Annotated in this window: 15 protein-coding genes; 7 read left to right on the forward strand and 8 right to left on the reverse strand. The window is 73.8% G+C overall.

Annotated elements, in window-relative coordinates:
* Nucleotides 1–84: 84 nt before the first annotated feature.
* The 4 genes from ACQUFX_RS01870 to ACQUFX_RS01885 all read right to left on the reverse strand — a co-directional run bounded on the left by ACQUFX_RS01870 (nt 85) and on the right by ACQUFX_RS01885 (nt 2586).
* Nucleotides 85–885, reverse strand: a complete 801-nt coding sequence (locus tag ACQUFX_RS01870; protein WP_428964321.1) for a DUF4111 domain-containing protein — start codon at nt 883–885, stop codon at nt 85–87.
* A 66-nt stretch (nt 886–951) separates the two neighbouring features.
* A complete protein-coding gene (locus ACQUFX_RS01875; protein WP_428966829.1) occupies nt 952–1416 on the reverse strand; it encodes a roadblock/LC7 domain-containing protein in 465 nt (154 codons plus the stop codon).
* A 2-nt stretch (nt 1417–1418) separates the two neighbouring features.
* On the reverse strand, nt 1419–1790 hold the full coding sequence (locus ACQUFX_RS01880; protein ID WP_428964322.1) for a hypothetical protein: 372 nt from the start codon (nt 1788–1790) through the stop codon (nt 1419–1421).
* Between the two features lie 265 nt (nt 1791–2055).
* Nucleotides 2056–2586 (reverse strand): NUDIX hydrolase, encoded by a 531-nt coding sequence (locus ACQUFX_RS01885; RefSeq protein WP_428964323.1) that lies wholly within the window; start codon nt 2584–2586, stop codon nt 2056–2058.
* Between the two features lie 198 nt (nt 2587–2784).
* Here ACQUFX_RS01885 and ACQUFX_RS01890 point away from each other — a divergent pair, with 198 nt between their 5' ends.
* The 4 genes from ACQUFX_RS01890 to npdG all read left to right on the forward strand — a co-directional run bounded on the left by ACQUFX_RS01890 (nt 2785) and on the right by npdG (nt 6608).
* A complete protein-coding gene (locus tag ACQUFX_RS01890) occupies nt 2785–2988 on the forward strand; it encodes a hypothetical protein (protein WP_428964324.1) in 204 nt (67 codons plus the stop codon).
* 82 nt (nt 2989–3070) lie between these two features.
* Nucleotides 3071–4105, forward strand: coding sequence for a hypothetical protein (locus ACQUFX_RS01895; RefSeq protein ID WP_428964325.1), 1035 nt, complete (start codon nt 3071–3073; stop codon nt 4103–4105).
* A 172-nt stretch (nt 4106–4277) separates the two neighbouring features.
* Entirely contained in the window at nt 4278–5708 is a 1431-nt protein-coding gene (locus tag ACQUFX_RS01900; protein WP_428964326.1) for an RNB domain-containing ribonuclease, read from the forward strand.
* 201 nt (nt 5709–5909) lie between these two features.
* On the forward strand, nt 5910–6608 hold the full coding sequence (npdG, locus tag ACQUFX_RS01905) for an NADPH-dependent F420 reductase (RefSeq protein WP_428964327.1): 699 nt from the start codon (nt 5910–5912) through the stop codon (nt 6606–6608).
* Between the two features lie 97 nt (nt 6609–6705).
* Here the strand turns inward: npdG and ACQUFX_RS01910 are convergent, their stop codons facing one another.
* From ACQUFX_RS01910 to ACQUFX_RS01925, 4 genes are all read right to left on the reverse strand, one after another.
* Complete coding sequence (locus ACQUFX_RS01910) at nt 6706–7203, reverse strand: hypothetical protein (RefSeq protein WP_428964328.1); 498 nt, start codon at nt 7201–7203, stop codon at nt 6706–6708.
* A gap of 155 nt (nt 7204–7358) precedes the next feature.
* Nucleotides 7359–7817 carry a hypothetical protein gene (locus ACQUFX_RS01915; RefSeq protein WP_428964329.1) on the reverse strand — a complete coding sequence of 153 codons (459 nt, stop codon included), beginning with the start codon at nt 7815–7817 and terminating at the stop codon, nt 7359–7361.
* Nucleotides 7818–7932: 115 nt separating this feature from the next.
* Nucleotides 7933–8817 carry a 3-methyl-2-oxobutanoate hydroxymethyltransferase gene (gene panB, locus ACQUFX_RS01920; RefSeq protein WP_428964330.1) on the reverse strand — a complete coding sequence of 295 codons (885 nt, stop codon included), beginning with the start codon at nt 8815–8817 and terminating at the stop codon, nt 7933–7935.
* A gap of 100 nt (nt 8818–8917) precedes the next feature.
* The gene (locus ACQUFX_RS01925) at nt 8918–10678 is read right to left on the reverse strand and encodes an NAD+ synthase (RefSeq protein WP_428964331.1); all 1761 of its coding nucleotides are present in this window, start codon (nt 10676–10678) and stop codon (nt 8918–8920) included.
* A gap of 185 nt (nt 10679–10863) precedes the next feature.
* Between ACQUFX_RS01925 and glnA the strand changes: the two genes are divergently transcribed.
* The 3 genes from glnA to ACQUFX_RS01940 all read left to right on the forward strand — a co-directional run bounded on the left by glnA (nt 10864) and on the right by ACQUFX_RS01940 (nt 13114).
* Nucleotides 10864–12213: a type I glutamate--ammonia ligase gene (gene glnA / locus ACQUFX_RS01930; protein ID WP_428964332.1), complete on the forward strand. Its 1350-nt coding sequence runs from the start codon at nt 10864–10866 to the stop codon at nt 12211–12213.
* Between the two features lie 93 nt (nt 12214–12306).
* The gene (locus ACQUFX_RS01935) at nt 12307–12732 is read left to right on the forward strand and encodes a DUF350 domain-containing protein (RefSeq protein WP_428964333.1); all 426 of its coding nucleotides are present in this window, start codon (nt 12307–12309) and stop codon (nt 12730–12732) included.
* A gap of 112 nt (nt 12733–12844) precedes the next feature.
* Nucleotides 12845–13114 carry a WYL domain-containing protein gene (locus tag ACQUFX_RS01940; RefSeq protein WP_428964334.1) on the forward strand — a complete coding sequence of 90 codons (270 nt, stop codon included), beginning with the start codon at nt 12845–12847 and terminating at the stop codon, nt 13112–13114.
* The last annotated feature ends 9 nt before the right edge of the window (nt 13115–13123 follow it).

Below are 13123 nucleotides of genomic sequence, written 5' to 3' on the forward strand. Positions count from 1 at the left end.
ACCCGGGACGGTGGCCCCGGGCTGCCCTGATCCTGGAGGAGAGACTATCGAGACATTCAAACTTGAGAATATATACCGGTTGGGTCATAGCGTGGCGCGGCGAATCTCGTCGAGCACCCCGCGCTGGAACTCCCGCGCCGCCCGTGCGCCCGGCGGCGGACCACCCCGCCGGGCCGCCACACACCGCTCGATCAGATCGGCGTACCCGCCCGTCGGGTCGGCGGTGAGCCCGGGGTCGCCGGTGGCCAGCAGTCGCCGGCCCGCGTCGACCTTCGACAGCCACACCCCGTGCCGGACCCGCACCAGCGCGCGGCAGGCCCCGAGCACCGCGTCCTCGGCTCCGGGCGCGTCCCCGGGTGGCCCGGGGCGGGCGAGCCACCAGGTGAGCGCGTCCACCAGCAGCCGGCGCAGGTCGGCCGGGGAGACGTCGGCGAAGACCGTCGCGGCCGGCGGGCCCAGCAGGGCGTACCCGTGCTGGTGCAGGATGCTGCGGTCCAGGGCGTACCAGAACCGGCCGTCGGCGGCGGGCCGGTCACCGACCGCGTACGTCGCGCGCGACGGCATCGCCCGGCCGGTGTTCAGTTCGACCTCGAAGCCGGGTTCGGCGGTGCCGGCGGCGGCCACCTCCCGCCGGTACGCGACCAGTTCCAGTCCCCGCGCGGGGCACGGCAGCGCCTCGTGCCGCAGCGCGGCCACCAGGGCGCGCTTCGTGGCCCCGCTCAGGGTGTCGGCGCTGACCAGGGCCACGTCGACGTCACTGCGGCCCGGCTGGTACGCGTCCAGCGCCACCGAGCCCGCCGCGTACGCCCCGACCAGGCCGTCGCCCAGCAGGTCACGGGCCCGGTCGACCAACTCCGAGAGGTACTGCCGGACGTCAGGGTGCATCGCCGCATTCTCGCTCACCCGCGTCCCGGGTGGCGGGCCGGTTGCGGCGGCCCGCCCCGGTGCCGGTCAGGAGCCTGCCAGCAGGGCGGCGATCCGGGCGGCCACCGGCGGGGCGTGCAGGTGCAGCCGGGCCACGTTGATCGCGTCGTGCCCGACCACGGCCAGCAGCGCCTGGCTGCTCACCGCGTAGACGCTCAGGTACCCGCCGGCGTTGCGGACGGTGGACTGCTGGAACTCGCCCTGGCGCAGCCGCACGCCCACCTGCCGGCCGAGGCCGAAGGTGGTCGCCGCCATCGCGGCCAGGTCGTCGGGGTCCAGGCCGCTCGGCACGTCGTGGGCGATGAGCAGCCCGTCCACGCCACCGAGGACGCTGCCCTGCACGCCGGGGATCTGGAGTCGCAGCTCGGTCAGCTCGGTGCCGATCGCCGGATACGGCAGCCCCGGGTTGCCGGCCAGCGACGGCGGGAGCCGGGGCGGCGGTGGGACCTCGGGCCGCTGCGCGGTGCGACGGGGGAGGATCGTGTCGCCCATGGTCACAGTTCCAGTTGCTCCTCGATGGTGCGGAGCCGGTGCCGGGCGAGCGCCAGGTTGGACCGCGTCTTGCTGAGCATCAGGTAGAGGAAGAGGCCCTTGCCGGTACGACCGGTGAGCGGCCGGATGATGTGGTACTGACTCCCGAGGGTGATCAGCATGTCCTCGATCTCGTCGTTGAGCTGCAACATCTCGATGGTGCGCAGCTTCGCGCGGACCACGTCGGTGTTGCCCGCCGCCGCGACGGTCAGGTCGATCTCGGGTGTCCCACCGGCCACGCCGAGGGTCATTCCGCTTGTGTAGTCGACCAGCGCGATGCCGATGGCACCGTCGATGGTCATGGCTTCCTTCAGGGCGGTGTCGAGGTTGGCCACGTGTGCCTCCAGGGTCAGCAGACGAGTGTGCCCGCGCAGCGTAGTGCGCTTTCGCGGGGCTCCCACGAGGCCCCGCGAGAAAAGCTCGGCCGAGAGTCGCACACCGACCTGCCCGTCCGCACCCGCGCCGGGTCGAACGGACTGACCGGCCGTGGGCCGGCGACCGCCGGGCCGGCAAGAGCGCCGCTGCGGTGGATGGCTGCCCGCCCGGTCCGCCTGCTACCCGGCCCTCGGCCGGCCCGGCCACCTGCGGATACCGGCCCGCTCAGGCGCTGCCGCTGCGGGCGCCCTGCGGTGTCGTGGCGGTCCAGTCGCGCCAGTCGTCGCCGGCCGGCAGGTACCAGACGTCGGTGTCCGGGCCGAGCGCCCGCGCCAGCACCAGCCGGGCCTGCGGGTCCAGATCGGGCAGCCGGTCGAGGGGGAACCACCCCACCGCCTCGGACTCGTCGTCGTTGACCCGCGCGGTACCGCCCAGCAGGCGACAGCGGAACCCCAGGTTCAGGTACTCGCAGCGGTCCCCGTTCGGGTACGTGTGCGGGTGGGAGATGACGCTGGTCAGCCGCTCCGGCGCGACGCGTACCCCGGTCTCCTCCTCGACCTCGCGCACGACGGCGGTCGCGGGCTGCTCGCCCGGCTCGACGAAACCGCTGATCAGCGACCACTGGCCGTCGTCGGCGCGCTTGCCCAGCAGCAGCGCGCCCTCGGCGTTGGTGACCACGGCGCTCACGCTCGGCAGCCAGAGCAGGTCGTGGCCGACGTGGGTGCGTAGCTGCCGGATGTAGTCCGGTAGACCCATCCGCCGACCCTACGCCGCGCCGGCCGGCTCACCGTCGCCGGCGCACCCGCCCCGCCCCGCCGGCCGGGCGTGCCCCGGCGGCCGGACGGGTTCCGCCAATCTCCCACGGCCGGTGAGCAGCACGTCTACTGTGGAAGACATCAACGACTTTTCCCGGAACCGGTGGCGGCCGGGCGCTGCACGGTGCACAGTGATCCCATGAGCGACAGCGGACGTGGTGGGCGCTACTACTGGTGCACCCGACACCACCGGGTCGAGACCGGCGCGGACGTGTGTGCCGCGCGGCACGTGCTCGGCCCGTACACCTCCGCCGCCGACGCGGAGAACGCGCTGCAGACCGTGCAGCGGCGCAACGAGGCGTGGGAGGCCGAGGACGCCCGTTGGGCCGGGGAGGACGAATAGACGGCGCGGGACGGCCCGCGTCGAGGAACTCCGTGCTCCGTGCGGAGCCACGCGAGAGCATGTCCCCAAGGAGGGAACCGAGATGGCCGAAGCACAAAAGGCCACCACCCGCCCGGCCGCCGAACGTACGACCGCGACGAAGGCCACCACGGCGCAGCGGGCCACGGGCGGCTCGACCGGTACGGCACGGTCCACCACGGCCCGCCGGTCCGGCACGACGGCCGCCGCGTCGGCCCGCACGGGCACCGCCGGCCGCGCCACCGCGAAGAAGACGCCGGCCGGCGCCGGCCGCGCCCCGGCCACCAAGACCACCGCCGCCGCCGGTCGCGCCCCGGCGAAGAAGGCCACCGCCGCGGAGAAGGCCCCGGCGAAGAAGGCGACCACCGCGAAGAAGGCCCCGGCGAGGAAGGCGACCACCGCGAAGGCGACGACCCGCAAGGCCGCCACGAAGCGGACCCCTGCGACGAAGGCACCCGCAGCGGCGAAGAAGAGCTCTGCGGCGGCGAAGAAGGCCCCCGCCAAGGCCGCCACCACGGCCCGCAAGGTCACCTCGACGGCGAAAAAGACCACCGCCGCCGCCGCCGGCCGGTCCACCGCCGCCGCGACGAAGACCCCGGCCCGCAAGGTCGCGAAGAAGACCACCGCCCGTAAGGCCGGGACCACCCGGCCGACCACGCGCGCCACGGCGGCCCGCAAGGCCCCGGCGAAGAAGGCCACCGCGAAGAAGGCCACCGCGAAGAAGACGACCGCGACGAAGTCGGCCGCGAAGAAGAGCGCCGCGAAGAAGACCGCCGCGACGAAGAGCACTGCGACGAAGAGCGCCGCGACGACATCGGCCGCGACGCGGACGGCGGCAGCGCGGACCGCCACGGCGAAGGCCGCCGCGACGAGGGCGACCCCGACCCGGACGGCGGCGACCGGGACCGCGGCGGCGAAGACGATGGCCAAGGCCACGGCCGGTACCGCCACCACCGGTCGCTCGGCGGCGACGAGGACCACCGCCGGCACCCGGGCCGGCGCCGCCGGTCGGAGCACGGCCAGCCAGGCCCCGGCCCGACCCACCGCCGCGCGGGCCACCGCCGCCCGGACGACCGCCAGCCGGGCCGCCACGAGCTGACCGCAGACCCGCCCCCGCTCACCCCGGCACCCGCCCCGTCCGCCCGGCGGGCCGCCCGTCGACCGGCCAGGTCGCCCGGCACGGCCCGCGGGGCAGGACACACACCTGCCCGCGCCGTGTTCCGCCCGCGTCCGGGTGGGCGGAACACGGCGGGCGCTGCCAGGATTGGTCCGTGGTCATCCGACGGGTGCTGGCACCCCGCATCGACTTCGGCGCGCTCCGCCGCGAACTGGGGCTGCCCGAGGAGTTTCCGTCCGCCGCGCAACGGGAGGCCGACGAGGCCGCCGCCGCGCCGCTGCCCGCCGGGATCGACGACCGGACCGACGTACCGTTCGTCACCCTCGACCCGGTCGGGTCCCGCGACCTCGACCAGGCGATGCAGCTCAGTCGCCGGCCCGGCGGCGGCTACCGGGTGCGGTACGCGATCGCCGACGTGGCCGCCCACGTCCGGCCCGGCGGCGCGCTGGAGGAGGAGACCTGGCGGCGGGGGCAGACCGTGTACCTGCCGGACGGGAACGTGCCGCTGCACCCGCACACCCTCAGCGAGGGCGCGGCGAGCCTGCTGCCCGACGTCGACCGGGCCGCCGTGGTGTGGACCATCGACCTCGACGCCGACGGCGGCACCGTCGCGGTCGAGCTGGCCCGTGCCCGGGTACGCAGCCGCGCCAAACTCGACTACCCCGGGGTGCAGGCCGCCGCCGACGCCGGCCGGCTGCCCGAGCCGATCGCCCTCCTGCCGGAGCTGGGTACCCTGCTGACCGCCCGTGGCCTGCGCCGGGGCGCGATCAACCTGCCCCTGCCCGAGCAGGACGTCGAGCCCGACGGGGACGGCTGGCGGCTGGTCCTGCGCGCACCGGTGCCGATGGAGGAGCACAACGCGCAGATCTCCCTGCTCACCGGGATGGCCGCCGCCGAGATGATGCTCGCCGGCCGGATCGGGCTGGTGCGGACGATGCCCCCGCCCAAGCCCGAGGCGGTGCAGCGGCTCCGCGCCGCCGCCGCCCCGCTGGGCGTGGCCTGGCCGGAGGGTACGGGGGTGGGGGAGGTGCTGGCCGGGCTGGACCCCGCCCAGCCCCGGGCCGCCGCCTTCATCGACCAGGCGGCCGAGCTGATGCGCGGCGCCGCGTACACCGCCTTCGACGGGGAACGGCCGGAGCAGCCCGGACACGGCGGGGTGGCCGCCGCGTACGCCCACGTCACCGCGCCGCTACGGCGGCTGGCCGACCGGTACGCCACCGAGGTCTGTCTGGCCCTGCACACCGGACGTCCGGTGCCCGACCACGTACGGGCGGCCCTGCCCCGGCTGCCCGAGGTGATGGCGTCGACCGACCGCGCCGCCGGTGCCGCCACCCGGGGCGCGATCGAGCTGGCCGAGGCGGTCCTGCTGGAACACCGGGTGGGGGAGACCTTCGACGCGGCGGTCCTGGACGTCACCGCCCCGTCGAACGGGCGACCCGGTCGCCGCCCCGGCGGCACCGTGGCGCTGGACGACCCGCCGGTCCGCGCCCGCTGCACCGGTGAGCTGCCGCTCGGCGACCGCATCCGGGTACGCCTCGTCACCGCCGACCCCACCACCCGCACCACCCTCTTCACCCACCCCTGACCCGCCCCCTGCCCCTCACCCCCGTCCCCCGCCCCGGTCTCCCCGCGATCTTGCAGTTGTCGCCCAGGCAAAGGGGGCATAGCGGAATTGTCGTGGACCCAAAGTGCAAGATCGCGGGGGTGAGCGCGGGGCGGGGCAGGGATCGCGCGGAGGCGGGCGGGGTGGGTGCCGGGGCGGGGTGGGTTTTGCGAGGATGTCCGGATGGCATATGACGCGAGCACGCTGCCCGACGTGTCCGGGCTGACCGTCGGCATCATCGGCGGGACCGGCGACCAGGGGCGGGGGCTGGCCTACCGGTTCGCCCGGGCGGGGCAGACCGTCCTGATCGGGTCCCGGTCCGCCGAGCGGGCCGTCGAGGCGGCGCGGGAGATCGCCGCCCTGCCCGGGGTGCCGGCCGGTACCGGGGTCGACGGCGGCGACAACGCCGAGGTGGCCCGGCGCAGCGACGTCGTGATCGTCGCGGTGCCGTGGGACGGGCACGCCGCCACCGTGGCCGCCCTGGCCGAGCCGCTCGCCGGCAAGATCGTCGTCGACTGCGTGAACCCGCTCGGCTTCGACAAGCAGGGCCCGTACGCGCTCACCGTGGCCGAGGGCAGCGCCGTGCAGCAGGCCGCCGCGCTGCTGCCCGACTCCCGGGTCTGCGCCGCGTTCAACCACGTCAGCGCGCCGCTGCTGGCCGACCCGACGATCGACCGGATCGAGCTGGACGTGCTCGTCTGCACCGAGGAACGGGAACTGGTCGGGGTGGTCGGGGCGCTCGCCGCCCGGATCCCCGGCATGCGTGGGGTGTACGCGGGCCGGCTGCGCAACGCCCACCAGATCGAGGCGTTCACCGCCAACCTGATCGCGATCAACAAGCGGTACAAGACCCACGCCGGGATCCGGGTCACCGACCTCTGAGTCACCCGCACCGGCGAGTGGCCCGGCGGTCGTGCCGGGCGCTCACGGTGCGGCCCCGCCGGTATGCCGACGGGGCCGCGTCCGGTGGTACCGGCCGTCAGAGGTTCAGGGTGACGCCGTGCTTCTTGCAGGCGGCGTCGAGGTCCTTGCCGGCCTTCACGGCGGCGGGGTCCTCGGCGACCTCCGCCGGGTCCGTCGCCTTGGCGGTCTTGCCGAGGTCGTCGGCGACCACCTTCAGCGCCGGGGCGATCTCGCTCTCGGCACCGGCCGTGGGGACCAGGGCGGTGAGCTTCTGCTCCAGCTCGGTCATGATCTCCTTGGTCGCCGCCGTGATCGCGCTCTCGTCGGTCGACGTCACGGCCTTGGCCATCGCGTCCTTCAGCTTGTCCCGCATCTCGGCGCTGGCCTGCTGCACGGACTCGCAGAGCTCCTTGTCGCTGACGGTCTGCGCGGCCGGGGTGGTGGCGGCCGGGGCGGCCGAGGAGGAGGTGGGGGCCGGGGCGGCCGAGTCCGAGGTGTCCTCGCCGCCGCAGGCGGTGAGGGTCAGAAGGGTGGCGCAGGCAAGGGCTACGGGAAAAGTGCGGAATCGAATCACGGGCGGGAACGATAGCGGATTCCACACAGGACGGTCGAAGCACCCCCTAACGGGCGGCGTTCGCCCCGCCCACCCCACGGGACGGCGGGGGAACGTCCCGCTCTCCGGCGCGGCCCCGCCGTCCCGCCGGGGGCCGCACCGGGTGGGACCGGCCGTCAGAAGCTGACGGTGACGCCGACCTTCTGGCACCCCGTCGTGACGTCCTTGCCGGCCTCCAGGGAAGCCGGGCCACCCATGGCCGACAGGGGGTCGGCGGCGGCTGCCGCCTTGTCGATCTCCGTGTTGATGGTCTTCAGGCCGGTGACCACCGCACTGTCGGGGCTGCCGTTGGCCGTCAACTCGGTCAGCTTCGTCGACATGTCGGTCAGCAACTTCTTGATCTCGTCCGGGGCCGGCTCACCGGCCATCGCGGCCTTGACGATGGCCTCGGTGTTCTCGTTGGCGAGCTTCTGCGCAGCCTCGCAGATCTCCTTGTCGCTCTTCGCCTCGGCCGCCGGGGCCGAGGAGTCGGCGGGGGCGGAGGTGGCCGGGGTGGTGGTGCCGGCGGCGGCCGGGGCCGCGTCCTCCTCCCCACCGCAGGCGGTGAGGGCCAGCAGGGAGGCGCAGGAAATCACGACGGCAAACGTACGAATTCGTTTCACGGGGGCGAACAATAGCTGATGCCGAGGTGTCCGGAGGCTCTGCCCGCCGGGGACCGGCGGGCCGCCGGGCGGCCCGCCGGCGGTCGGCTCAGAAGGTGTGTTCGGCCGCCGGGAACCCGCCGCCGCGTACCTCGTCGGCGAAGGTGCGCGCCGCCTGCGACAGGGTGCCCGCCAGGTCGGCGTAGCGCTTCACGAAGCGCGGGGCCTTCCCGGTCCGCAGACCGGCCATGTCCTGCCAGACCAGCACCTGCGCGTCGGTGTCGGGGCCGGCGCCGATGCCGACCGTCGGGATCTCCAGCTCGGCGGTGACCCGCTTGGCCACCTCACCCGGCACCATCTCCAGCACCACCGCGAACGCGCCCGCCTCGGCGACCGCCCGCGCGTCGGCGAGCACCTCCTCGGCGGCGTCGCCGCGCCCCTGCACCCGGTACCCGCCGATGGCGTGCTCCCGTTGCGGGGTGAACCCGACGTGCGCCATCACCGGGATGCCGGCCCCGGTGATCGCCGCGACCTGCTCCGCGTACCGGCGGCCACCCTCCAGCTTGACGGCGTGGCAGCCGCCCTCCTTCATGAACCGGACGGCGGTGCGCAGCGCCTGCGTCGGGCCCTCCTCGTACGAGCCGAACGGCAGGTCACCGACGACCAGCGCGTGCCGGGTGGCCCGGACCACCGCCCGGACCAGCGGCAACAGCTCGTCGGCGGTGACCGGCACCGTCGTGTCGTAGCCGAAGACGTTGTTCGCCGCCGAGTCGCCCACCAGCAGCACCGGCACCCCGGCCGCGTCGAAGATCGAGGCGGTGTACTGGTCGTACGAGGTGAGCATCGGCCAGCGCTCGCCGCGCTCCTTGGCGGCGAGCAGGTCGCGGGTACGGACCCGGCGGGTGACCGGCCCCCCGTAGAGGGCGGTCACCTCCGCCGGGGCGGTCGACGCGGAACCGTCCGGCGTCAGGCCGGTCGGCGTGGACTCCACCATGACTGTCTCCTTCCTCGAGGCCGCTGGCGCGGTCCCCGGGCTCCGCCGCCATCGTCACACCGCCGGCGCGGCGGTGACAGGCGGCAGTGGAGGATGTCACTCAGCCGCGTTCGCGCCACCGGTTGGTGATCGGCAACCGCCGGTCCCGGCCGAAGGCCTTCATCGAGATCTTCGTGCCGGGGGCGGACTGCCGGCGCTTGTACTCGGCGGTGTCCACCATCCGCAGGACCTTGTCCACCACCGCCGGGTCGTGGCCGGACTCGACCAGCCCGTCCCGGCCCAGGTCGCCGTCGACGTACCCGATCAGGATCGGGTCCAGCACGTCGTAGTCGGGCAGGGTGTCGCTGTCGAGCTGCCCGGGGCTCAGCTCGGCGCTGGGCGGCTTGCCGATCGAGTTCTCCGGGATCGGCGGGGTCTCCCCGCGCCGGGCGGCCTCGGCGTTGCGCCACTTCGCCAGCCGCCAGACCAGCGTCTTCCACACGTCCTTGATCGGGTTGAACCCGCCGACCGAGTCGCCGTAGAGGGTGGAGTAGCCGACCGCCAGCTCGCTCTTGTTGCCGGTGGTGAGGACCAGCGGGCCCTCCTGGTTCGACAGCGCCATCAGGATCACGCCCCGGACCCGGGCCTGGAGGTTCTCCACCGTCACCCCGGACAGCGACATGTTGGCCAGGAAGGTGTCCACCATCGGCTGGATCGGCTCCACCCGGAAGTCGAGCCCGGTGCGCTTGGCCAGGTCGGCGGCGTCCTCGCGGGAGTGCTCCGAGGAGTGCTGGCTGGGCATCGACACCCCGACCACCCGCTGCGGGCCGAGCGCGTCCACCGCCAGGGCGGCGACCACCGCCGAGTCGATGCCGCCGGAGAGGCCGAGCACCACCGAGGGGAAGCGGTTCTTGTCGACGTAGTCGCGCAGGCCCAGCACCAGCGCCTGCCACACCTCCGCCTCGTCGGCCACCGGCTCGATGACCTCGCCCCGGGCGGCCGGGCCGGTCGGGGCGGGCAGCTCCTCGCTGACCGTGACCCGGGTCACCCGCATCCCGTCGGGCAGCTCGCCGTCGGTGGTCGCCGGCCCGCTCGCCGCCGGCAGCTCCACGTCCTGCACGACCAGGTGCTCGACGAACTGCGGGGCCCGGGTGAGCAGGGCGCCGTCCGGCGTGACGATCATCGAGTCGCCCTCGAAGACCAGCTCGTCCTGGCCGCCGATCATGTTCACGTACGCGATGGTCGCCCCGGCCTCGGCGGCCCGGCGGCGGACCAGCGGCAGCCGGACGTCGTCCTTGTTCAGCTCGTACGGCGAGCCGTTGATGTTGACCACCAGCCCGACCCCGGCGGCGCGGGCCACCGCGAACGGGCCGCCGGCCTGCCACAGGTCCTCGCAGATGGTCAGGGCCACGTCCACCCCGCCGACCCGGGCCACGCTGAGGGTGTCCCCGGAGACGAAGTAGCGGTCCTCGTCGAAGACGCCGTAGTTGGGCAGGTGGTGCTTGAAGTAGGTGGTCGCCACCGTGCCGCCGTGCAGCAGCGCGGCGGCGTTGCGCGCCCCCCGCCCCGGCTCGGCGTCCCCGCTGACCTGCGGCGGACCGTCGGAGTCGAGGTACCCGACGACCACCGCGACCTCGCCCAGGCCGTCCGCGGCGAGGTCGGTGGCGAGGCGGCGCAGGGCGGCCTGCGACGCCGCGACGAACGACCGGCGGAAGACCAGATCCTCCACCGGGTACCCGGTCAGCACCATCTCCGGGAACGCGACGAGGTGCGCGCCGGCGTCGGCGGCGCGGCGGGTCCAGGAACGGATCAGGTCGGCGTTACCGGCAAGATCGCCAACGGCCGGGTTGACCTGGCAGAGTGCGAGACGCAGGGTGGGCATGACCTCATCTTGCCCCAGTAGGGTGGCCCCGACACGTCGGCCGGGCGGTACCGGTGGGGGTGGGACACCACGGGACGCCGCGCCGGAGGGTCGCGTAACGTCTGCGTAACGGGGTCAATGGAGACTGGGCGGTCAGGTCGCCTCGACCAGACCGGTGGCGGACAACAGTGTCGCGAGGAGTGGAAGTGGACCGTCAGCAGGAGTTCGTCCTCCGCACGCTGGAAGAGCGCGACATCCGGTTCGTCCGGCTGTGGTTCACGGACGTGCTGGGCACGCTCAAGAGCGTCTCGGTGGCTCCCGCCGAGCTGGAGGCGGCCTTCGACGAGGGGATCGGCTTCGACGGCTCGGCGATCGAGGGCTTCGCCCGGGTCTTCGAGTCGGACATGGTCGCCATGCCCGACCCGACCACCTTCCAGGTCTTCCCCTTCGAGGGCGGGGTCAGCGGCGAGAGCGCCCGGATGTTCTGCGACATCCTGCTCCCCGACGGCGGACCGTCCTGGGCCGACCCCCGGCACGTGCTGCGCCGGATGCTCTCCAAGGCCGCCGACAAGGGGTTCACCTTCTACACCCACCCCGAGATCGAGTTCTTCCTGCTGGAGAACGGTCCACTGGACGGCTCGGTGCCGGTCCCGGTGGACACCGGCGGCTACTTCGAGCACACCACCCACGCGGTGGCCCGCGACTTCCGCCGGCAGGCGGTGCTGGCGCTGGAGCGGATCGGCATCTCGGTGGAGTTCAGCCACCACGAGGTCGCCCCCGGCCAGCAGGAGATCGACCTGCGCTACGCCGACGCGCTGACCACCGCCGACAACATCATGACCTTCCGGCACGTGGTCAAGGAGGTGGCGCTCTCCACCGGCGTGCAGGCCACCTTCATGCCGAAGCCCTTCACCGACCAGCCCGGCAGCGGCATGCACACCCACCTGTCGCTGTTCGAGGGGGAGCGCAACGCGTTCCACGACGCCGGTGACCCGATGAAGCTGTCGAAGGTGGCGAAGTCGTTCATCGCCGGGCTGCTCATGCACGCCCGGGAGTACACCGCCGTCACCAACCAGTGGGTCAACTCGTACAAGCGGCTCTTCCCGCAGGCGCTGCCGGACCGGATCACCGAGAGCCCGGCGTACGTCTGCTGGGGTCACCTCAACCGGTCCGCCCTGGTCCGGGTGCCGGCGTACGGCAAGCCGAACTCGGCCCGGGTGGAGGTCCGCTCGCTGGACTCGGCGACCAACCCGTACCTGGCCTTCGCGGTGATGCTCGGGGCCGGGCTCAAGGGCATCGAGGAGGGCTACGAGCTGCCCCCGGGGGCCGAGGACGACGTCTGGTCGCTGACCGCCGCCGAGCGCAAGGCGATGGGGTACGAGGCGTTGCCGGAGAACCTCGCCGAGGCGATCGACGTGATGGCCGGCTCCGAACTGGTCGCCGAGGTGCTCGGCGAGCACGTCTTCGACTTCTTCCTGCGCAACAAGCGCGCCGAGTGGGAGCAGTACCGCCGCGAGGTCACCCCGTACGAGCGGCAGCGGTACCTGTCCCTGTGACCCTCGGGGCTGCCGGGGCTGGCACGGTGGGGCTATCGTCTCGGTCACCCGTGCCGGCACCCCCGCCGGCCGTCGGTGGTCGGGAGGCAGTCGGTGCTGGAGGACCTGCTCAGCGGAGCCTGGCAGAGCGTGGTGTTCGGGGTCGTCGGGGTGGCGCTGATGGCCGCCGGCTTCGGCCTGGTCGACCTGCTCACCCCCGGCCGGCTGCGGGAGCTGATCTGGGTACGCCGTAACGGCAACGCGGCCCTGCTGCTCGCCGCCAACCAGCTCGGCGTCGCCGGGATCGTCTTCACCGCGATCCTCACCAGCTACCACGACTTCGCCAAGGGGCTCGCCTCCACGGTCATCTTCGGGCTGATCGGGCTGGGCATCATGGCGCTGGCCTTCGTCGTGCTGGACCTGCTCACCCCCGGCAAACTGGGGCAGATCATCGCCGCCGACGAGACCCACCCGGCGGCGAAGGTCAGCGCCGCCACCCACTTCGGGGCCGCGCTGATCGTCTGCGCCTGCATCGCCTGAGCCGGTCGCTGTCGCAGCCGTGGCGTAGCGTCCCCGGCGTGAACCGGACGGACCGTCTCTGCGCCCTGGTGGAGGTGTTGCGGGCGGTGTCGCCCCGGCCGCGCAGCGCCCGGTGGCTCGCCGGGCGCTGCGAGGTCAGCTCCCGCACGACGCCGACCAGCACAGGACGGTCTCGGTCCGCGACGTCGAGCCCGTCGGCTACCTCGGCAACCCCACCCACTGGTACCTGGTCACCTGGTGTCGGCTGCGCTCGGCGCCGCGCTGTTTCCGCACCGACCGGATCCGCGAGGTGACGATGCTGGACGAGCCGGTGACCCGGGAGCTGCGCGGGGCGGACCTGGGCCTCCCGCCGGGGCACCTGCGCTCGCTCAGCCTGGTCTGACCGGTCGAC

The sequence above is a fragment of the Micromonospora fluostatini genome, assembly GCF_050410825.1.
GTDB classification, from domain to species: domain Bacteria; phylum Actinomycetota; class Actinomycetes; order Mycobacteriales; family Micromonosporaceae; genus Micromonospora; species Micromonospora rosaria.